Below are 19,563 nucleotides of genomic sequence, written 5' to 3' on the forward strand. Positions count from 1 at the left end.
TGGACGGTGATCGAGGGAAGTCACCAGGCTACGCCGCGCAGCCCGAGTGTGCCTGGGCTGTGGAACGGCGTGACCTCTCACTACCATGCCTTATAGGGGCAGGTTCCGACCATGCCGCGGATTGGCTGCTGAGACAGTCCGCGGTCGGGTGCGGCCTGAGAGGTGGAGCGGAAGGCAGGAATCTGGGATGAGCGTGGGCAAGGCTGCCGGCTGGACGCTCGGCGGACTGCTACTGGGTGTGCTGGCCGGTTTCGCCGGCGAGCTCTTCCGGCGGCAACCGGCCGCCAAGGTGCAGCAACGGTACGTCGCCCCGGAGGCGACCGAGACCCCGGACGTGCGGGCAGCGGCTCCCACTCCGGCTCCGGCGGCCCGATGAGCCGCAGGGGGACACCCAAGGTGACGAAGCTAACAGGCAGGACGCCGCCCCACCGGACACCGGGCACCGCGGACCGGACGCGCTGATGGCCCGACGGCTGGAACCGCTGACGCTCGCCAATCTCGGCGAGCTGCCGGTGCCGTGCCGTGACTGTGTGTTCTGGGAGCTCGACCCGGTCGCCGCCAAGCAGGCCGACCGCAACGGCGACACCGGCCTCGAGAAGGAGGCCTGGCTGTCACAGCTACTGCTCGACTGGGGTACCGCGGGCGTCGTCCTGTACGTCGACGACGAGCCGGCCGGGTTCGCGGTGTACGCCCCGGCGACGTACCTGCCGAGGATCCAGGCGTTCCCGACCGCGCCGGTCAGCCCGGACGCCGTCGTACTCGCGACCGGGCGGATCCTGCCGCGCTACCTCGGCCTCGGACTGGGCAAGATCCTCGTCCAGGCGGTGGCGAAGGATGTGCTCAAGCGTGGGTTCCGGGCCGTCGAGGCGTTCGGCGACTCCAGGTGGGACGGGCCGGGCTGTGTCTGGCCGACCGAGTTCCTCCGTGCGGTCGGCTTCGGCGTCGTCCGCGAGCACCCACGGAATCCCAGGCTGAGGCTGGATCTGCGCTCAGCGGTGACGTGGCGCAGCGAGATGGAGGCCGCGGTGGAGCGGCTGATGGGCGCGATCAGGCCCGAGCACTCACCGCCCAAGCCGGTCACGGTCCGGGACGCCCTCACCCGTACGCCGAGTCCCTGAGGCGGGGTCGCGATGATCTGGCGTTTCCTCGCGGACGTGATGGTCGTGGTGCACGCCGCGTTCCTGCTGTTCTTCGTCCTCGGCGGATTCCTGGCCTGGAAATGGCCCAAGGTGATCTGGGCGCACCTGGCCGTCGTGGTGTGGAGCGCCTCGATCGTGGTCTTCGACTACGAGTGCCCGTTCACCGACGTGGAGAAGTTCTTCCTGCGCAAGGGCGGCGAGACTCCGTACGAGGCGGGGTACATCAACCACTACCTCAACGGCACCCTGTGGCCGCAAGGCCAGACACCGGCCGCGGAGAAGGTCGGCTTCGCCCTCGTGGTCATCTCCTACGTCGGCTTCTTCGTCCTGCGGCACCGTCGGAACACCAAGCTCAGGGGACAGTCAGTGGGACCCCGGACGTGATCGGGTCCCGGCATCCCCATACTGGAAGACGTGTCCAGCACCAGTACGCCGGTTGACGCGTACCTGACCGCACTCGGCAAGGCGCTGCCCGGCCCGCGCCGGCGGAAGGCCGACCTGCTCGCCGAGGCGCGGGACCACCTGGTCGACGCGACCGAGGCCTTCGAGGCCGACGGACTCGACCGGGACGAGGCCGAGCGCGAGGCGGTGGCCGACTTCGGTGAGCTGTCCGACGTCGTCCCCGGCTATCGCGCCGATCTCGCGGTCAGCCAGAGCCGGCGGACCGCGATGATGCTGTTCCTGGCGCTGATCATCCAGCCGATCGTCTGGCAGGAAGGCGTCTGGAGCTGGAACCAGGACCCGGCGACGCCGAACCCGGTGAACGAGTTCCTGCAGTCGTTCGTCCGGACCGTGGGCATGTTCGCGATCGCCGGCGCGGTCGTGGCTGTCATCGCGGCCGGCATCGGCCTGCGCAACGCGTTCGTCCGCCAGCACCTCACTCGCGTTACGGCAGTCTTCGCCCTGGTCAGCGCCGTCGTGATCAGCCTGATCGGTGTCGCCATGTCGGCGACCGGCGGTCGCACGCCCGACCTCCCCGCGTTCGGGGTCGTCGGGGCGTTCGTCGTTCTGCCGCTGGCGTTCGTCGGTCTTCAGGCCGGCCGTTGCCTACGCCTGGCCCGGGCGTAGAACGCCTTCCACCACAGCCCGGAAGGTCAGCCACTCCTGCTTGCCTGAGGCAAGCATCTTCTGGCCGGCCGAGGTGAGCTGGTACGTCCGCCGCTTCCGGCCGCCGACCGTGCTCCACTCGCTGGCCAGGTAGCCGGCCCGCTCCAGCCGCCGAAGCGCCGGGTACAGCGTGCCGGTGGGCAGGTCGAGCTCGCCGCCGCTGCGCTCCAGCAGGGCTTCCATGATCGCGTAGCCGTGCAGCGGTTCGGGCTCGACGACCGCCAGGATCATCGGGTCCAGGTGCCCACGCAGCGCATCCGCCTTCATGTAGCCAGTCTACTCATATGCCTGCTACTGTCGAGAGGCAACATGTAGTCAATCTACTTATCAGGATGTGAGGAGGCCCGGCGATGACCGTGGACACCCCAGTACGACGCCCGCCCCGGAAGGAGAGTGGACGGCCCGGATTGCTGCACCGGGTGTCCGGGTGGTCGATGCGGCACGCCGGACTCGCCCTGCTGCTCTGGGTGGTCGCCCTCGTCGCGGTGACCGCCGCGTCGACGGTGGTCGGCGACAGCTACAAGAACGACAACTCGCTCCCCGGGACCGACTCCCAGCGTGTGACCGACATCTTCCGCGAGCACCAGCCGCAGGGGGAGACCGCCTCGGTGCAGATCGTCATGCATGCCGACGGCGGACTCCAGCCCGAGAAGCCGCGAGTCCTCTCGATGCTGGCCGCTGTCGGCGGCCTCCCGCACGTTGCGTCGGTGGCCGACCCGTTCACTGCTCCCGGATCACTCTCACCAGACGGGCGTACGGCGTACTCGACGGTGAGTCTGGATGTCGCCGTGGCGGACATGCCGATCGAGGACGTCCGCTCGATCATCGAGAAGGCCCAGCAGTTCCGGGTCCCCGGTCTGACCGTTGAGGTCGGTGGCGACCTGGCACGATCGGCGGCGGAGAGTGCGGGTGGTGCGTCCGAAGGTGCCGGCATCCTGGCCGCGCTGGTGATCCTGGTGTTCCTCTTCGGATCGTTGCTGGCGGCAACACTTCCGCTGCTGACGGCGTTGTTTGCGGTCGGCAGCACGCTGGGGCTGCTGGTGCTGGCCTCGCACTTGTTCACTGTGCCCGACTACACCGCACCGGTGATGATCCTGGTCGGACTCGGTGTCGGCATCGACTACGCGTTGCTGATCTTCTCCCGCTACCGCCATGAGTTGCTGAAGGACGGGACCGACCGCGCGACCGCGTCGATCGTCGCCCTGGACACCGCCGGCCGTTCGGTGATGTTCGCCGGCTGCACTGTGGTGATCGCGCTACTGGGCCTGCTGGCGTTGGGACTCGGTTCGCTGCAAGGCGTCGCGCTCGGTGTCACCCTGACCGTGCTGATGACGATGCTCGCCGCGGTGAGTCTGCTGCCGGCGCTCCTGACGCTGTTCGGGAAGCGCATCGAGCGGAGTGTTCGCAAACATGCCGCGAAGCAGCGCCGTACGCCGGGGGACGGGTGGCGGAAGCTGGCGGCCGCAGTGCAGCGTGGACCGTGGGTGCCGCTGGTCCTCGGGACGATCGCGCTGGTCGCGTTGTCGTTGCCGGCGCTGGACATGCGGCTCGGGTTCGCGGATGCCGGGACGGACGATCCGGCCAAGACCAGCCGGAAGGCGTACGACCTGCTGGCCCAGGGATTCGGGCCGGGATTCAACGGTCCGCTGGTGGTCGTGTCCGAAGGCGACCAGGCCGCAACTCAGGCGCTCGGCCGCACTTTGACCGCCGATCCGGACATCGCCGCGGTCACTCCGCCGCAACTGACACCAGATGGCAAGGTCGCGACTGTACTGGCGTTTCCGAAGTCGGCACCGCAGGACGCAGCGACCAGTGACCTGGTCGAGCGGTTGCGGAACGACACCCTGCCAGGGCTCGAGTCGCAGACCGGGGCGACGTACCTCGTGGGTGGTGCCACCGCTGCGGCCGACGACTTCGCGTCCGCGGTCAGTAGTCGGCTGCCGATCTTCGTGCTGGTCGTGGTCGGATTGTCGGCACTGTTGCTGATGGCGGTGTTCCGGTCCGTGCTGATCCCGCTGAAGGCCGCGGTCCTGAACCTGCTCAGCATCGGCGCCTCGCTGGGTGTCATCACGCTGGTCTTCCAGCAGGGCTGGTTCGGTGCGCAGCCGGGTCCGATCGAGGCGTTCGTGCCGGTGATGATCTTCGCGATCGTGTTCGGGCTGTCGATGGACTACGAGGTGTTCCTGGTGTCCCGGATCCACGAGGAGTGGCGGCGTACCAAGGATGCGAAGGAGGCCGTCCGGGAAGGGCTGGCCAACACCGGCAGCGTGATCACTGCGGCGGCCGCGATCATGATCGTGGTGTTCGGCGCGTTCCTGCTCAGCCCGGACCGGATGCTGAAGCAGTTCGGGCTCGGGCTGGCGACGGCGGTGCTGCTGGACGCGGTGCTGATCCGGTGCGTCATGGTCCCGGCCATCCTGCGGCTGTTCGGCGACCGCGCCTGGTGGCTGCCGCGCGGACTCGACCGAGTGCTCCCGAAGATCGCTCTCGAGAAGGACTGAACCGATGAGGCGGGCCGACCCTGCGCGGCCCGCCTCGGGTGGTCATTCGGTGGCGGCCACTCCGATCTTGTGGCCCTGGGCGTCGGCGAACACGCCGAAGCTCGTGCCGGGCACCTGCTGCATCGGCTGGACGACGCTGCCGCCCAGCTTCTCGGCGCGCGCGAGGGTGTCCGCCACGTCCTCGACGGACACGAAGAACAGCACCTCGTCCTCTGCGCCCTGGCGCGGACTGATCGCGACGTACGGTCCGTCCGGTGTCCCGGTGTCGATGAACGTGTAGCCCGGGAATCCGCCCTCGGACGCGATCTTCCATCCGAACAGGTCCGCGAAGAACTGACGTGTCGCGTCCGGGTCCGCCGATCGGATCTCGGTGTGGACGACTGGATGTGCCATGAGCCCCTCCCAACTGAATGACGTCCCACCCGGCGTGATCGCCGGGCGAGTAGCGCTCATTCAGATGACGAACGGCTCACCCCGGAATCGACTAGACCGTCAGTTGGCCGAAGCGGAGCATGCCGGTGGCCGCGTCCTGCTCCGGCGGGAGGTACACGCGCTGGATGGCGACCACGATGGCCTCGGCGATCACGTCGCGGAACGCCGGGTCGGCCAGCCGCGCGGAGTCGTGCGGGTTGGTCACGTAGCCGATCTCGAGGCGGACCGCGGGCATCTTGGTGCGCCGCAGCAGGTCCCAGGTCTTGGCATGGGTGCGGCAGTTCAGCAGGTCGGTGCGGGCGACGATCTCGCGCTGCACCAGCCCGGCGAACTGCTCGCCGACGCTCGACGAGGCGCCGTGCAGATCGTTGCCGTAGTAGTACGTCGCCACACCCTGGGCCTCCGGGTTCATCGACCCGTCGGTGTGCAGCGACACGCACAGGTTGGCGTCCGTCTCGTTCGCGAACGCGGCCCGGGCCAACTCGTCCGGACCCTGATCCCGTCCCCGGGACAGATACGCCCGTACGCCGGTCGCACCCAGGCGACCCTCGATCCGGGCGGCCAGGTCGTACGCGACGTCGGACTCGCGCAGGCCGTAGCCCTCCCAGCCGTGGTCGAAGCCGCCGTGACCGGCATCGATCACCACGGTCTTGCCGGACAGCCGCGGGCCGGCGGCGCGAACCGCCTCGGACGCGCGCAACGCATCCGGCCGGCCGCCCGTCGCCATCGGCTTGATCCGCTGCAGCGCCTTGAACGTCGACGGGCCACAGGTGCCGTCACCCGGCAGGCCCATGTTGCGCTGGAAGTCGGTCACCGCGCGCTGCGTGTCGGGTCCGAAGATCCCGTCGATCCGGGCGACTGCGAAGCCGAGCTCCTGCAGCTTCGCCTGCAGCGCCAGTACGTCGTCACCGCTCAGCGGGTGCGAGACGACGTACGTCAGCAGCCGGTCGCCCAGCCGCCAGCGTGCGTCGTCGATCGCGCGGTACGTCTGCGGGCCGACGACCCCGTCGATCATCAGTCCGCGTTGCTGCTGGAAGCCCCGAACGGCGTGCGCGGTCGCTTCGTCGTAGACGTCGTGACCGCCCGTCAGCAGTCCCAGCCGCTGAAGCTTGCCGATGATCTCGGCGACCGCCTCACCGCTGTCGCCGATCCGGTACACGCCGTGGGGGCCTTCCATCACAAACTGCTCCTTGCCGTGGCGGACGGGGTCCTACCGATCGTTCAGGAGGTGAAGTCGGCCAGCTCCTTCAGCAGCGCCGCCTTCGGCTTGGCGCCGACGATGGACTTGGCCAGCTCACCGTTCACGTAGACGTTGATGGTAGGGATACCCGTAACACGGTAGTTGCTCGGGGTGACCGGGTTCTCGTCGACGTTCATCTTCAGGAAGGTGAGCTTGTCGCTGTGGTCCTGCGCCAGCTCCTCCAGGATCGGGGAGACCTGGCGGCACGGTCCGCACCACTCGGCCCAGAAGTCCACCAGCACCGGCTTGTCGCTCTTCAGCACGGTCTGGTCGAACTCGGCGTCGGTGACGGCGTTCATCTTCTCGCCCACGGGCGTAACTCCTTCAGTGGTTGTGAGGTTCAGACGGAGACGGGCTCGGTGGCCGCGGCAGCCGCGGCGGTCGCCTCGTGCTCCAAGGTGGCCAGGAAGCGCTCGGCGTCCAGGGCGGCCGCACAGCCCGTGCCGGCGGCGGTGATCGCCTGCCGGTAGGTGTGGTCCACCAGGTCGCCGGCGGCGAAGACGCCCGGCAGGTTGGTCTCGGTGCTGCCATCGCGGACCAGGACGTAGCCGTCTTCGTCCAGGTGCACCTGACCCTTCACCAGCTCCGAGCGCGGGTCGTGCCCGATCGCGATGAACAGGCCGGTCACCGGCAGCTCCCGGGTCTCACCGGTCACGGTGTCCCGCAGGGTGACGCCGGTCAGCTTGTCGTCGCCGTGGATCGCGGCGACCTCGGAGTTCCAGGCGAAGTCGATCTTGTCGTTCGCGAACGCCCGGTCGGCCATGATCTTCGACGCGCGCAGCTCGCCGCGGCGGTGCACCAGCGTGACCTTCTTGCCGAACCTGGTCAGGAAGGTGGCCTCCTCGACCGCGGAGTCGCCACCGCCGACGACGGCGATCTCGTGCTCACGGAAGAAGAACCCGTCACAGGTCGCACACCAGGACACGCCGTGGCCGGACATCCGGTCCTCGTCCGGCAGGCCCAGCTTGCGGTAGCCGGAGCCCATGGCCAGGATGACGGTCTTGGCCCGGTGCTCGGTGCCCGCGGAGTCGGTGACCACCTTGATCTCGCCGGTCAGGTCCACCGAGACGATGTCGTCCGCCACCAGCTCGGCGCCGAAGCGCTCGGCCTGCTGGCGCATCTCGTCCATCAGCGCGGGACCCATGATCCCCTGCGAGAAGCCGGGGTAGTTCTCGACGTCGGTGGTGTTCATCAGTGCGCCACCGGCCGTGACAGAGCCCTCGAACACGAGCGGTTCGAGGCGGGCGCGGGCGGCATACACGGCGGCCGTGTAACCGGCCGGACCGGAGCCGACGATGATGACGTTGCGAACTGCGGAGTCGCTCATGCAGGCGTTTCCTCGTGTCGTCGAGACTTGTACGTCGTACTCAACGGATCCTAGAGGCCGACCATTCCCACGGTACCCATCACCGGGCCGTGGTACCGCATTGCCGTCTCAGCGGTTGCGCAGTGTCACCGAAGTGTCGTAGAAGGGGCTGGCGACACCCCCGGATTCGCTACATCCGGTCACCACGAAGACCTGGATGTCCTGGGTCGACCCGCCCTGCAGACCGATCACGGTCGCGCGCTTGCCGTCGACCTTGGCTGGCTGCACCAGCCGGAGCTGCGGGTTGGGCCGGCCGGACGCGAAGTTCTTCGCGCAGGCGAGCTCGTCCGCCGAGCCGTTCAGCAGTGTGCCACCGGAGTTCTCCAGCCAACGCTGTGCGTCCGGGCCGACATCCGAGGTGGAGAGCGTCGGCGCACCGGTCGGCAGCGCGGTCGTCGGAGTCGTATCGGCCGTGTTCCCGGGCGCGTTGTCCTTGATCGCGAAGACCACGCCGACGCCGATCGCCGCGACAACCACGACGGCCGCGGCCGCACCCAGCAACTTAGGGAGGTGGCGGCGCGGCTCCTCGCGGATCTGCGCGAGCGAGTGCACACCGATCGTCGACGAGCGCATCATCGACTCCGAGACGATCACCGCGTCGAGGTGCTCGGCGACGTCGGTCGGCATCGGGATGTCCGTCCGGCCCTCGTCGGCCAGGTCCGCGGACAGTTGCAGCAGTGCGTCGAAGGTCTGCTGACAGTCCGGACAGGCCTTCACATGTTCACGAGCCCGGTGGGCCTCGGGTGCGGGTAGCAGGTTCTCGATCAGGTCGGCGATGGTGTCCGGATCCAGGTGCTCGAGGTGCTCACTGGTCGGAAGACCGGAATCGGTCATCGGGAACTCGCCTCCTCACGGGAGGTGCCCAGGATCGGGCGCGGTGTGCTCATGGCTGATGTGCTCCGGTCGAGGCATCGGGCAGCGTAGCCGCCAGAACATGGCGACTCCGCTTCGACGGTGTACCCACTCATTCGGTTCCCACCGCTTCGGCAGCAGTTTTCGCGGGTACGTCGGGCGCCTCGGAGCCGGACCGTGTGGTCTGCCAGTGTCGGAGCAGTGGCAGCAGCCGGGCCCGGCCCCGGGCACAGCGGGACTTCACAGTGCCAGGCGCGCAGCCCAGGATCGCGGCGGCCTCCTCGATCGAGTAACCCTCCATGTCGACCAGGACGAGTGCACTGCGCTGGTCGGAGTTGATCTGCTTCAGCGCGTTGAGTACGTCGAGCCGGCGTTCGCGGACCTCGGCCGGGTCGTCCTCGGCCGGTCCGGCCAGCTCGGCGGCGCGGTCTTCGTCCTCCGGCAACGGGTCGGCCGCCCGGACCTGACGGCGACGGATCCGGTCCAGGCAGGCGTTCACCACGATCCGGTGCAGCCAGGTGGTCACCTTGGCATCACCGCGGAACGAGTCGGCCCGGCGGAACGCCGAGATGAACGCCTCCTGCAGTGCGTCGGCGGCCTCCTCCGGCTCACCCAGGGTGCGGATCGCGACGGCCCACATCCGGTCCCGATGCCGTCGGACCAGATACCCGAACGCGTCCGGGTTGCCCGCGACGTGCAGCCGGAGCAGCTCGTGGTCGTCCAGCTGGTCGTAGCTGACCGGACCAGCCGGCGCGGCCGGCCGGCCGACGGGTTCAGGCGGCCCGATCCGACTGATCTCGGGTGTCATTTCTGGATTGTGACCTCCGAGATCTCGCCCCGGTACCCGCCGCCGTCCTTCGGGATCTTCGTCAGCCACACCAGAACATACTGCGTCTGGGTCGGCGCCGACGGTGTCAGGGTCGTCGTCCCCTCGGGCTGGTCCTCCTCGGTGGCGACCGGCGTCCAGCCGCTGACCGTGGTCGGCGACTTGGACGTGTCACCCTTCGGCACCATCAGCTCCAGGCTGGTCTCGTCGCCCTTGAGCGCGACCAGCACCTTGGACACGGCTGTCGGCTCGCCGAGGTCGTAGATGATGCCGACGCCTTCCTTCTGGCCACCGAAGTTCGGCTTGTTCTTGTACGACATGGTGGTCCAGCTCGTGTCCTGCTTGCCGTCGTAGGACTTCCCGACGTCGTCCGGGTGCTCGTTGCCGTTGCCGTCCGGCGGCGGGTCGAAGTCCTTGGCGCTGACGATCTTGGCCGGTCCACCGGTCGCGGACGGCGTCGTACTCGTGGCCGGCGGCTTGCCGGCGCCGCTGTCGGTGCCGTCGTCCTGGTCGTTGTTCATCGCGCCCTTGAGCAGGAACTGCGCCATTGCGACCACGGACAGCAGCGCGAGTACGGCGAGCAGGATCAGGATCCGGCCGCCCCACGAGCCCTTCGGCTTCGGCTTCGGGTCGTCGGCCCGGCGCCGACCGTTCCCGTTCGACGGCGGTGGCTGCCGCAGCGGCCGGGTCTCGGCCGCGGTCGAGTACGCCGAGTGCGTCTCGTGCCCGTTGCTGCTCTGGTACGCCGGCGGTGTCGGGTCGAGAGCCGGCGGCGTTGTCTGCGGCACCACCTGGGTGGCGTCGTCGATGCTGCCGTTCTGCCGGGCGACCTGAACGGTCTCGTCCATCTGGTTCGGCGGCTCGTGCGAGCTGCCGACGACACCGGACAGCGCGGCGGACAGGCCGGCGGCGCTGGTGATCGGCGGAGTGTGGTGCCGCGGCGGGTTGCTCAGCAACCGGTCGCAGATGTCGTCCAGGGAGCGCGGCACGCCGGCTCGCACCTGGCGCGGACTGAGCAGACGACCGTGCTCGAACGGCGCCGGCTGCATCCCCCAGGCCGGGCCGGGGCCGGGCCAACGGCCGGTGAGCGAGGCGTAGAGCAGCTCACCGAGCGCGTGGATGTCGTGCTCGGGCGAACCCGGGCCGGTGGACCGCAGCGCTGCCTCGGTGGCGAGTCCGACGACCTTGATCGCGCCCGCGTCGGTGACCACGACGGTCGACGGGCTGATCGAGCCGTGGGACAGACCGGTGCGGTGCAGGTTCTCCAGCGCTTCGGACACCTCGCGCGCGAGCCAGCCGGCTTGCTGACCGGTCAGCGGCCCGGTCGCGAGCATCCGCTCCAGCGGACGGCCGCCCGCCCACTCGCGGACGCAGTACGTGACGCCGTCGTGCATGTCGCAGTCGAGCACGCGCAGGAAGCGGGGGTCAGCCGCGGCGGCCGCGCGCCGGGCGGCATCGAAGAGCAGGTTCGTCCGTGGGTCGCCGACCGGCAGGATGTCCACGACGACTGCCCGACTGAGTACCTCGTCCACTGCCCGCCACACCCGGGCACCGTCGATCTCCGCGAGTAGCTCGGCGATCCGGTACCGGCCGGCAAGCAGGGCACCAGGACTGACGGTCTGGTTCGACACGGTGTCTCTCGCCCTCCTCGATGCACTGGTCGGCCTGCGTCTGGCGCCCCGGATCCGGTCGGCGGGGACCCGGTCACGATCAGCTGGCGGCCTGACCGCAGCCCCATCGTAGTGCCCCCCTGATCCCTCAAGTGGTGCACGAGTGCACAAGCCACCGGGTTCAGCGGCGTCCGGGCAGCTTCGATGTGACCATGGACACCACGTCGTTGACTTCGTGGATCCTCAGTACCCTCGCCACCCCGGCGTACACCGGGAGCATCACGACGGCGGCCACCGCGAGTTCGAGGAGCGCGCCGAGGGGTCCGGACCACTCCACCGCCATGCCGAGCAGCCAGATCACACCGCGCCCGGCCAGCACCGCGATGACGGCGGCGATCACCATCGCGAGCAGCGGCAACCCGATCCCGGCGCCGTGCACCCGCGGGACCTTCCGGCGAAGGACGGGCCGGGACAGCAGTACGGCGACCAGGTACGCCAGCGCGTACGCCCCGCCGAGGACCACACCGCTGAACCGGAGGTTCTGCTGGTCCAGCACCACCCGGACCCCGATCACGGCCGCCGCGATGTTCGTCGCCGCGATCACGCACTGCAGGAAGAAGGGTGAGCGGGTGTCCTCGAACGCGTAGAAGACGCGCAGCTGGAAGTACTGCACGGTGAACGGCACGATGCCGAGCGCCAGCGCCATCAGCGTGTACGACATTAGCGTCAGGTTGTTCTTGCCGGAGCCGTAGCCGGCGATCACCGTGACGATCGGGTACGCGAAGGCGATCATCGCGGCCGCCGCCGGTACGACGATCGCCAGCGTCTGCCGGATCGACCGGGCCGACAACCGTTCCACTTCGACCAGGTCGCCGTCGGCCGCGAGTGCCGACATCTGCGGCAGCGCGGCCGTCGCGAGCGACACGGTGACGATGCCGTGTGGCACCAGGATGATCAGCATCGCCGTGCTGTAGGCGAACAGACCCGCCTTCGCGCCCGGGTCATGCGACGCGGTACCCGCGATGGCGAGCCGGGTGACGACGACCAGAGTCACCTGGTTCACCGCGACGAACAGTACGGTCCAGATGCCCAATCGGGCAGTGTGACCCAGACCGGTACCGCGCAGACCGAACTTCGGCCGGTACAGATGCCCGCTCGCCCTCAGATACGGCAGCAGCACCAGAAGCTGGACGGCGATGCCCACCGTGTGCCCGAGACCGAGCAGGAGCTCCTCGCCGTGGCTGTAGGTGGGTGGGGTGTCGCCGGTGCGGTAGATCAGCATGAAGATGACGATCGACGCGCAGGCGACGACGTTGTTCGCGATCGGCGCCCACATCATCGGGCCGAACCGGCGTCGCGCGTTCAGCACCTGGCCGACCAGCACGAACGCGCCGTAGAAGAAGATCTGCGGCAGACAGAGCCGGACGAACATGATCATCGACGCGCGCTCCGGCGCCCGGGACGGGTCGTGCAGCTCCGCCGGCATGTACAGCTGGGCGATCGCGGGTGCGAGCAGGACGCACGCGACCGTGACAACGGCCAGTACGACGAAGCCGAAGGTGAGCAGCCGGTTGGTGAAGTCCTGGCCGCCGTCGTGGTGGTTCTTGATCGCACGCACCAGTTGCGGCACCAGCACGGTGTTGAACACACCGCCGGCCAGCAGGATGTAGAGGCTGTTCGGGATGGTGTTCGCGGCGGTGAAGATGTCGGCCCGCAGGGCGGTGCCGATGGCAGCCGCAAGGAGGGCGATCCGGACGAATCCGAGCAGGCGGGACAGCACCGTTCCTGCTGCCATCACCGCCGCGGAGCGCAGGGTGCGGTCAGCCATCCTTCGAACCGACTCCTTCTTTCAGCGACGAGTCCGGCGCGGCGGGTTCCGGTACGGCGTTCGCCTCCGGGCGATCGTGCTCCGGATCCGCGGCGGCCTCGGGGAGTTCGTCCCCGGTCGTGGTGTCCAGCGGAGCCGGGTGCAGCGGGTCGGGGGTGGCCTCGGTCGGCGGGTCTGACGGGTTCCGGCGCTCGGTCCGGATCCGGCGATAGATACGGACGAACGACGTACCGAACAGCAGAGCGCAGGCCGCGCCGACCAGGACCCAGCCGACGCTGCCGTACTGGCTGGCCTGGATCAGCAGCTCCTCGGAGTCCCCGACCGGGCGCCCGGACGACGTGATCACCTGCGCGTTGGCGCGGATCAGGCCGTTCTGTTCGGCGCTCGCGTTGATCCGCGGCGTCCACTTCTGGCCCGCGGCCAGGATCCGGCTCTGCTGAGGTTCGATCCGCAGGTCGGTGCGGTTGGCGGGCGTCACCACGACCGCCACGCGGACCGACCACTGGGTGCTGTTCGTGATGGTCAGCGGGAACGTGCCCTTGCTGCCGGCCAGGTTGACCTTGATCTCGCGGCGCTCGCCGTTGACCGGGTTGTTGACCAGGTGCACCTTGTTCAGCTGCAGGTTGACCGAGCCCAGCTCGACCGCGGCGAAGTCCCGCGCCTCGTCCGGGAAGCCGCGCCAGCTGGTCGAGGTGGAGCGCAGCAGGGCCTGCGGCATGACCTGGAGCAAGTCGTCCGGGTTCGCCAGCAGGTTCTGCATGGTCGTGATCGCTTCGTCGAGCTGCTTGATGCCGTCGAGCTGGGGACCGGTCAGGCCGCCGTTCGACTTCGGCGCCGCGGGCGCTTTGGTGGTCGGCGGCTTCGGCGTACTCGCGACCGCCTGGGCCACGTCGGTGGCCGTGATCCACGGCAGCGTCAGACTCCCGGCCAGTGCGGCAGTGGCCTGGCCCTCGACGTCCCAGCCGCGCGGCGGCAGTGCGACCACGGTAGCTGGGTTCTTGTCCTTGCCCTCGGAGGCGATCAGTGCGGTCTCGGCGGCGAACCGCTGCCGGACCTGGAGCGGGGTGTCGTTGCTGTCCGCATCCGGACCGCCACTGGTGAGCTCGGAGTCCGCGATGACGGTGCGGACGGTGCGGTTCGGGCCTTCCGGGGTGATGACGTCGTACACCGGGCTGTTGGTCAGCGCCGGACGGTTGTCCTCGGACCAGGAGGAGCTACTGACCAGGTTCAGGTCCTGGTCGGTGGCGCCGGCGAAGCCGCCGGACGCGGCGGCGAGGTAGCGGCTGGCCGCGGCACCGCCCTCGAGCCAGAGACCATTGGTGAAAGCAGGGGCCAGGTTGTACCGCTCGGTGGTGGTCCGTGCCTGCGCGACCAGCTTCTTCAGTGGTTCGCCGGCGTCGAGCAGGCCGGCCACGTCCGGATCGCCGTACGGGAGCAGGACGACCTGGTTGCCGCGGATGCGGCTCGCCTCGAACTCCTTGAGCCACGCCGCCGCGGTCGCCTGTCCGGTGCCCTTGGTCGTCCGGCCGCCTGACCCGACGATCTCGTACCCCTTGGCCATCTGGCGGACCTCGTCGAGCATCGCGGGATCGACGAGCCAGGTGACGGTGTGCTGCTTGCCGAGGGCGAGCAACCGGCCGAGCGACCCGGTGGGGGACAGCGATTGGGCCAGCGAGTCGTTCGTGAACCGCGGCCCGCCGAGCTGGGTCGGCCGGTGCCGCAACGGGATGACGAGCGCGGTGTTCACCTTGCGGGTCAGTGGATCGGTGCCGATCACCGGCATCAATGTGCGAGAACGGCCGATCGTGACCCGGTCGCTGTCCGGCGGCTGACCGCGGAACACGACGCCGACGACGTACGCACCGGTGCGGTCGGAGATCCGCCACTGCTCCCACGGCACGGTGAGGGTGAACTCCGCCGAGGCCTTCGGTGCCAGCGGCTGCTCGAACGGCTGGAAAGCCGTTCCGTCGGTCAGGTTGGCGCAGCTGTCGCGGTCCCGCATGGCGACGTCCTGTTCGGCGGGCACGTCGGCGATGTCGGCCGAGCTGGACAGCCGGGTCCGGTCGATGCAGGCGAGCGCCTGGGGCTCGTCGAACGTCACCGAACTGGTGTTCGTCACCCGGCCCTTGATCACCACGGGCATGCCGGGTTTCGGTGCCACCGGCGTGAACGAGTCGATGCTGACGTCGACAGTGAGGTCGTCGCCGGGCGCCGCGACGGTCGGCTGGACGCCGAGGAACGCTGCGCAGGCAACAACCAGCAGGCCCGCACCCGCCGCCGCGGAGAGCCTCAGTCGCCGTCTGAACACGCCGTCACCGTAACCTAGTTCCCCGTGTCACCCTTTGCCGACCAGTCAGCCTCCGCCGGATCGTTGTCCGCCGTCCAGCAGCAAGCGGTCCAGTCGCTGCTGCGGATCGCGCCGGTCGTCGACGAACTCGGCAGCCGCTTCGCCGCCGCCGGCCACGAGATCGCCCTGGTCGGAGGACCCGTCCGGGACATTCTCCTGGGCCGGGGGAGCAAGGATCTCGACTTCGCCACGTCAGCACACCCGGACGTGGTCGAGCAGTTGCTGTCCGGCTGGGCGGACCATGTCTGGGACATCGGCAAGGCGTTCGGCACCATCGGCAGTCGTAAGGGTGAGTGGGTTCTGGAGATCACGACGTACAGGTCGGAGTCCTACGATCCCACCTCGCGCAAGCCGGAGGTCGCGTACGGCGACAGCCTCGAGGGCGACCTGGCCCGGCGCGACTTCGCCATGAACGCGATGGCGGTGCTGCTCCCGTCGCACCGCTTCGTCGACCCGTACGGCGGCCTCGCGGACGTCGCGAGCAAGACGATCCGTACGCCGGGCACCCCGGAGGACTCGTTCTCCGACGACCCGCTGCGGATGATGCGGGCGGCCCGGTTCGCCGCACAGCTCGGCTTCACCCCGGACCCGGCGGTGGTGGCCGCGATGACCGCGATGGCCGAGCGGATCACGATCGTCTCGGCCGAACGGGTCCGCGACGAACTGGTCAAGCTGATCTGCTCCGACCACCCGCGGATCGGTCTCGACCTGCTGGTGTCCACCGGACTGGCCGATCACGTCCTGCCCGAGCTGCCCGCGCTGCGGCTGGAGGTGGACGAGCACCACCGGCACAAAGATGTGTACGAGCACTCGCTCACCGTCCTCGACCAGGCCATCGACCTCGAATCCCGCCTCACTGTTCCGACGCCCGATTTCGTCGTCCGGTTCGCCGCACTGATCCACGACATCGGCAAACCGCGGACCCGGCGCTTCGAGGGCGCGGGCAAGGTGACCTTCCACCACCACGACGTGGTCGGCGCGAAGCTCGCCCGCAAGCGGATGAAGGCGCTGCGCTTCAGCAACGAGCAGATCGACCAGGTCGGCAAGCTGGTCGAGCTCCATCTGCGCTTCCACGGGTACGGCACCGGCGAGTGGACCGATTCCGCCGTACGGCGTTATGTCCGCGACGCCGGCGACCAGCTCGACCGGCTGCACATCCTCACCCGCGCCGACTGCACCACCCGCAACCGGCGCCGGGCCGAGGCGCTGCGGGCGGCGTACGACGATCTCGAGGCGCGGATCGAGCGGCTCCAGGAGCAGGAGGAGCTCGATGCCCTGCGCCCCGATCTCGACGGCAACCAGATCATGGAGATCCTCGGCATCGAGCCGGGCCGCGAGGTCGGCGAGGCGTACAAGTTCCTGATGGACCTGCGCCTCGACCAGGGCCCGATCGGTCCGGAACGCGCTCGCGAAGCACTCCTGCAGTGGTGGTCCGAGCGCTCCTGAGCGTTCCCCGCGTCTGTTGACGGCGGTACCGTCGGTGGATGGAGTGGCTGTTGGCTGCCCTGGGGGGCGGTGGGTTGGCCCTGGCGGCCCGCTATCTGTGGGTCCGGCGGGGGTCGCGGCGCCTCGATCGCGCCGAGCTCGAGCAGATCCGTGTGCTCGCGGATGACGATGTCACGTTGCTGGGAGAAGAGCTCCGGCGGCTGGGTGAACGCGTCGAGGGCCGCGAGCTCGGTGCCGAGGCGCGGCGCGACTACCAGCAAGCTCTCGACGCCTACCAATCCGCGCAACGATCGGTGCGGGAGCTGAAGTCGGTGGACGACATCAGCACCATCACCGACACACTCGCCGGCGCGCGCTACGCGATGATCTGCGTTCTGGCTCGAGTCGATGGCCGGCCGATTCCGGAGCGCCGGGTGCCGTGCTTCTTCAACCCGCAGCATGGCCCGTCGACGACGGACGTGGTCTGGACCTGGCCGGGTCGAGGCACTCGCACGGTGCCGGCGTGCGCACAGGATGCGGCCCGGGTGAAGGTGCACGACGATCCCGAGATTCGGTATGTCCGCTACGGCACGCGGCGGGTTCCGTACTGGGAGGCCGGCACGGCTGTCGCGCCGTACGGCCGTGGCTACTTCACGCACGGCGGAGGCGCGACCTTCATCGCGTTGGCTGCGTTTGAAGGTCAGTCCGGTGCGCCCGGCGGCTGGGGAAGCTGGGACGGCGGGATCGGCCACGGCGGGTTTGACGGAGGCCACGGCGGCTTCGATGGTGTCGGCGACGGTGGCGGAGGCGGCGACGGGTGAACGCCTGGAACCTGCGTGGTCTGCTGGGGGCACGACGCGCCAACACTCTCGCCCTGATGCGGATGCTCGCTGAGGAGGACGTCTCGGAGTTGGGCGCTGAGGTCGGCAGCCTGTCGACCCAGGCGATGGACCGTGACAGCCGCCGCAATTACGTCGGCGCCCAGCAGGCGTACGCCGCCGCGAGGGGAGTGCTGGCCGAACTACAAGGCAACGAGTCAATACACGCCGCCACGGAGGCGGTCGCGACGGGACAGTACGAACTGCTCTGTGTCCGTGCCCGTCTCGCCGGAGAGCCCGTTCCCGAGCGCCGCGTGCCATGCATCTTCGACCCAAGACACGGCCCATCCACCACCGATGTGCTGTGGAACCAGTCGGATCAGGGTCGGCTCCCGGCCTGTGCCGATGACGCTGCCCGGCTGGAGGCCGGCGACCAACCGCTGATCCGCGACGTGGAGTACACCGGACTCCGGATGCCGTACTGGCAGGTGGGCGCCGCCTTCGCGCCGTACGCGACCGGGTACTTCGGCTCCGATGCAGCCGGCGCCGGTCAGCAAGCGCTCACGCTGTTCGAGGGACGAATTCACACTGCCGGTTAGATCGCCTGTGGTTGCAGCGCTGCGTAGGCCTTGGTGATTGTGTCGTGTGAGGGCGGGTGCGCGGTGTACGCCGTGGTGCCTTGCTTGGTGGTGATGGACGCGACCGGGAGGGCCGGGTCGATGGAGTTGGTCAGGTAGGCGGCGTCGTACGACGGGAGGTCGGCGAGCGGAATCGGGGTGGTGCCGAAGTCGGGCAGGCCTTGTTGCAGGAGTTGCTGGCGGATGCCTGGTAGGACGGGCGCGGCCGGGAAGACGATCGTGGTGCCGTGGGCGAAGCAGATGTTCCAGATCGAGGCTTCGGAGATCTCGCCGGTGGCGGTGTGGAAGATCGCGTCGTCGTACCCGGCGGCCTCGGCCTGGTGACCGTAGTACACGAGGTCGAAGGTGCCGGTGTGCTTGAGATGCGGGACAGCGCGCTCGTGCTCGAACGCGAGCAGGCGCGGCGGACGTACGCCGGGCTCGATCGGTGGACTGACGCGGATGAGCAGACTCGGCTCGCCGTCGGAGGCGAAGACGTGGACACGGATAGAAAGGTCGCCGGACCCGGCATGGTCGAGTGCGGTCCGAAGGTCGGCGCGGACACGATCGGCGGCCACCGGGCGGCCGAAGACCTCCCGGGAACTGCGGTCGAGCCGGTCGAAGTGCAGGTCGAGACCGTCGACCCGGCCGGCCCGGACCTGCAGCGAGGTGAAGTGTCCGTAGCTGGTTGCCCGGAGCAACGCAGCGTCGACGGTGCGGAGCGGTTCGCCGTTCAGCAGGAGCAAGTCGGTCACACCGCCAGTCTGACCTGAGCGGACCAGCGGGCCGTCTGGTCTACCCTCGCGCTGTGGACGTCTTGAGCATCATCGGGTGGGGCGGATCCGCGCTGGTCGTCGCGTCCCTGCTGCAGGCGCGGATCCTGCGACTGCGGGTGCTGAACCTGATCGGCTGCGTGATCCTGGTCGGGTTCAACCTGGCGATCGGGGTGTGGCCGATGGTCGGCATGAACGCCGTCCTGGCAGTGATCAACGTGGTGCACCTGTGGCGCCTGCTCCGGCACCGGCACGACGAGGCCGAGTACCAGGTGCTGCAGGTCAACGACACCGACGCGTACCTGGGCCACGTGCTGGCGCAGCACGAGAAGGACATCAGCCAGTTCAACCCCGGCTTCACACCGAGCGCCAGCCCGTACGCGTTCCTGGTCCAGCACGGCGACCGCACCGTCGGCGTGGTCCTCGCCCACGACGCCGGTAACGGCCGGGCCCAGATCGACCTCGACTACGTGCTCCCGAAGTACCGCGACTTCACCCCCGGCGAGTTCGTCTACCGCCGCAGCGACGTCTTCACCGACCACGGCTTCCACCAGGTCCTCGCCCCACCCCGCATGCGCGAGTCCACGCCGTACCTCAACAAACTCGGCTTCCACCCCGAAGGCGACAACCTCGTCCTGAACCTCTAGCGACTCTGACCAAAGTTGTATAGCTGTACTTATTA

General features: G+C 69.0%; 20 protein-coding genes. 9 read left to right on the forward strand and 11 right to left on the reverse strand.

The window, feature by feature from the left end; all coding sequences use genetic code 11:
• Positions 1-187 precede the first annotated feature (187 nt).
• The 4 genes from E0H73_RS33750 to E0H73_RS33765 all read left to right on the forward strand — a co-directional run bounded on the left by E0H73_RS33750 (position 188) and on the right by E0H73_RS33765 (position 2,207).
• Positions 188-376, forward strand: a complete 189-nt coding sequence (locus tag E0H73_RS33750) for a hypothetical protein (RefSeq protein WP_131363275.1) — start codon at positions 188-190, stop codon at positions 374-376.
• Positions 377-461: 85 nt separating this feature from the next.
• Positions 462-1,118, forward strand: coding sequence for a GNAT family N-acetyltransferase (locus E0H73_RS33755; protein ID WP_131363276.1), 657 nt, complete (start codon positions 462-464; stop codon positions 1,116-1,118).
• 12 nt (positions 1,119-1,130) lie between these two features.
• The gene (locus tag E0H73_RS33760) at positions 1,131-1,523 is read left to right on the forward strand and encodes a DUF2784 domain-containing protein (protein ID WP_131363278.1); all 393 of its coding nucleotides are present in this window, start codon (positions 1,131-1,133) and stop codon (positions 1,521-1,523) included.
• A gap of 30 nt (positions 1,524-1,553) precedes the next feature.
• On the forward strand, positions 1,554-2,207 hold the full coding sequence (locus E0H73_RS33765) for a permease prefix domain 1-containing protein (protein WP_131363280.1): 654 nt from the start codon (positions 1,554-1,556) through the stop codon (positions 2,205-2,207).
• Here the strand turns inward: E0H73_RS33765 and E0H73_RS33770 are convergent.
• Positions 2,187-2,513 carry a PadR family transcriptional regulator gene (locus E0H73_RS33770; RefSeq protein ID WP_131363282.1) on the reverse strand — a complete coding sequence of 109 codons (327 nt, stop codon included), beginning with the start codon at positions 2,511-2,513 and terminating at the stop codon, positions 2,187-2,189. The two genes, E0H73_RS33765 and E0H73_RS33770, sit on opposite strands and share 21 nt — an antisense overlap.
• Positions 2,514-2,596: 83 nt before the next feature.
• Between E0H73_RS33770 and E0H73_RS33775 the strand changes: the two genes are divergently transcribed.
• A complete protein-coding gene (locus E0H73_RS33775; protein WP_131363284.1) occupies positions 2,597-4,747 on the forward strand; it encodes an MMPL family transporter in 2,151 nt (716 codons plus the stop codon).
• Positions 4,748-4,789: 42 nt separating this feature from the next.
• Here E0H73_RS33775 and E0H73_RS33780 read toward each other — a convergent pair whose 3' ends face one another.
• The 9 genes from E0H73_RS33780 to E0H73_RS33820 all read right to left on the reverse strand — a co-directional run bounded on the left by E0H73_RS33780 (position 4,790) and on the right by E0H73_RS33820 (position 15,209).
• A complete protein-coding gene (locus tag E0H73_RS33780; RefSeq protein WP_165555928.1) occupies positions 4,790-5,140 on the reverse strand; it encodes a VOC family protein in 351 nt (116 codons plus the stop codon).
• 91 nt (positions 5,141-5,231) lie between these two features.
• Positions 5,232-6,356, reverse strand: coding sequence for an N-acetylmuramoyl-L-alanine amidase (locus E0H73_RS33785; RefSeq protein ID WP_131363512.1), 1,125 nt, complete (start codon positions 6,354-6,356; stop codon positions 5,232-5,234).
• 44 nt (positions 6,357-6,400) lie between these two features.
• Positions 6,401-6,718 carry a thioredoxin gene (gene trxA, locus E0H73_RS33790; protein WP_202867696.1) on the reverse strand — a complete coding sequence of 106 codons (318 nt, stop codon included), beginning with the start codon at positions 6,716-6,718 and terminating at the stop codon, positions 6,401-6,403.
• 41 nt (positions 6,719-6,759) lie between these two features.
• The gene (gene trxB, locus E0H73_RS33795) at positions 6,760-7,746 is read right to left on the reverse strand and encodes a thioredoxin-disulfide reductase (RefSeq protein WP_131363290.1); all 987 of its coding nucleotides are present in this window, start codon (positions 7,744-7,746) and stop codon (positions 6,760-6,762) included.
• Between the two features lie 108 nt (positions 7,747-7,854).
• Entirely contained in the window at positions 7,855-8,619 is a 765-nt protein-coding gene (locus E0H73_RS33800; protein ID WP_131363292.1) for an anti-sigma factor family protein, read from the reverse strand.
• A 130-nt stretch (positions 8,620-8,749) separates the two neighbouring features.
• Positions 8,750-9,445, reverse strand: a complete 696-nt coding sequence (gene sigM / locus E0H73_RS33805) for an RNA polymerase sigma factor SigM (RefSeq protein WP_238164443.1) — start codon at positions 9,443-9,445, stop codon at positions 8,750-8,752.
• Complete coding sequence (locus E0H73_RS33810) at positions 9,442-11,094, reverse strand: protein kinase family protein (RefSeq protein WP_131363293.1); 1,653 nt, start codon at positions 11,092-11,094, stop codon at positions 9,442-9,444. The genes sigM and E0H73_RS33810 overlap by 4 nt, the downstream gene beginning before the upstream one ends.
• 160 nt (positions 11,095-11,254) lie before the next feature.
• On the reverse strand, positions 11,255-12,901 hold the full coding sequence (murJ, locus tag E0H73_RS33815) for a murein biosynthesis integral membrane protein MurJ (RefSeq protein ID WP_131363295.1): 1,647 nt from the start codon (positions 12,899-12,901) through the stop codon (positions 11,255-11,257).
• A complete protein-coding gene (locus E0H73_RS33820; protein WP_131363297.1) occupies positions 12,894-15,209 on the reverse strand; it encodes a DUF6049 family protein in 2,316 nt (771 codons plus the stop codon). Before E0H73_RS33820 ends, murJ begins: the two co-directional genes overlap by 8 nt.
• A 63-nt stretch (positions 15,210-15,272) precedes the next feature.
• Here E0H73_RS33820 and E0H73_RS33825 point away from each other — a divergent pair, with 63 nt between their 5' ends.
• The 3 genes from E0H73_RS33825 to E0H73_RS33835 are packed head-to-tail and all read left to right on the forward strand — an operon-like array spanning position 15,273 to position 18,090.
• The gene (locus E0H73_RS33825; RefSeq protein ID WP_131363515.1) at positions 15,273-16,694 is read left to right on the forward strand and encodes a CCA tRNA nucleotidyltransferase; all 1,422 of its coding nucleotides are present in this window, start codon (positions 15,273-15,275) and stop codon (positions 16,692-16,694) included.
• Between the two features lie 38 nt (positions 16,695-16,732).
• Positions 16,733-17,494: a Clp protease/crotonase-like domain-containing protein gene (locus E0H73_RS33830; protein WP_131363299.1), complete on the forward strand. Its 762-nt coding sequence runs from the start codon at positions 16,733-16,735 to the stop codon at positions 17,492-17,494.
• Positions 17,491-18,090: a hypothetical protein gene (locus E0H73_RS33835; protein WP_131363301.1), complete on the forward strand. Its 600-nt coding sequence runs from the start codon at positions 17,491-17,493 to the stop codon at positions 18,088-18,090. The genes E0H73_RS33830 and E0H73_RS33835 overlap by 4 nt, the downstream gene beginning before the upstream one ends.
• On the opposite strand, the gene E0H73_RS33840 is transcribed toward E0H73_RS33835, so the two are convergent.
• Positions 18,087-18,863 carry an aminotransferase class IV gene (locus tag E0H73_RS33840; RefSeq protein ID WP_165555929.1) on the reverse strand — a complete coding sequence of 259 codons (777 nt, stop codon included), beginning with the start codon at positions 18,861-18,863 and terminating at the stop codon, positions 18,087-18,089. The two genes, E0H73_RS33835 and E0H73_RS33840, sit on opposite strands and share 4 nt — an antisense overlap.
• A gap of 53 nt (positions 18,864-18,916) precedes the next feature.
• Between E0H73_RS33840 and E0H73_RS33845 the strand changes: the two genes are divergently transcribed.
• Complete coding sequence (locus E0H73_RS33845; RefSeq protein ID WP_131363305.1) at positions 18,917-19,528, forward strand: hypothetical protein; 612 nt, start codon at positions 18,917-18,919, stop codon at positions 19,526-19,528.
• Positions 19,529-19,563: the final 35 nt, after the last annotated feature.

Origin of the sequence: Kribbella pittospori, from assembly GCF_004331465.1 — a bacterium.
Lineage (GTDB): Bacteria > Actinomycetota > Actinomycetes > Propionibacteriales > Kribbellaceae > Kribbella > Kribbella pittospori.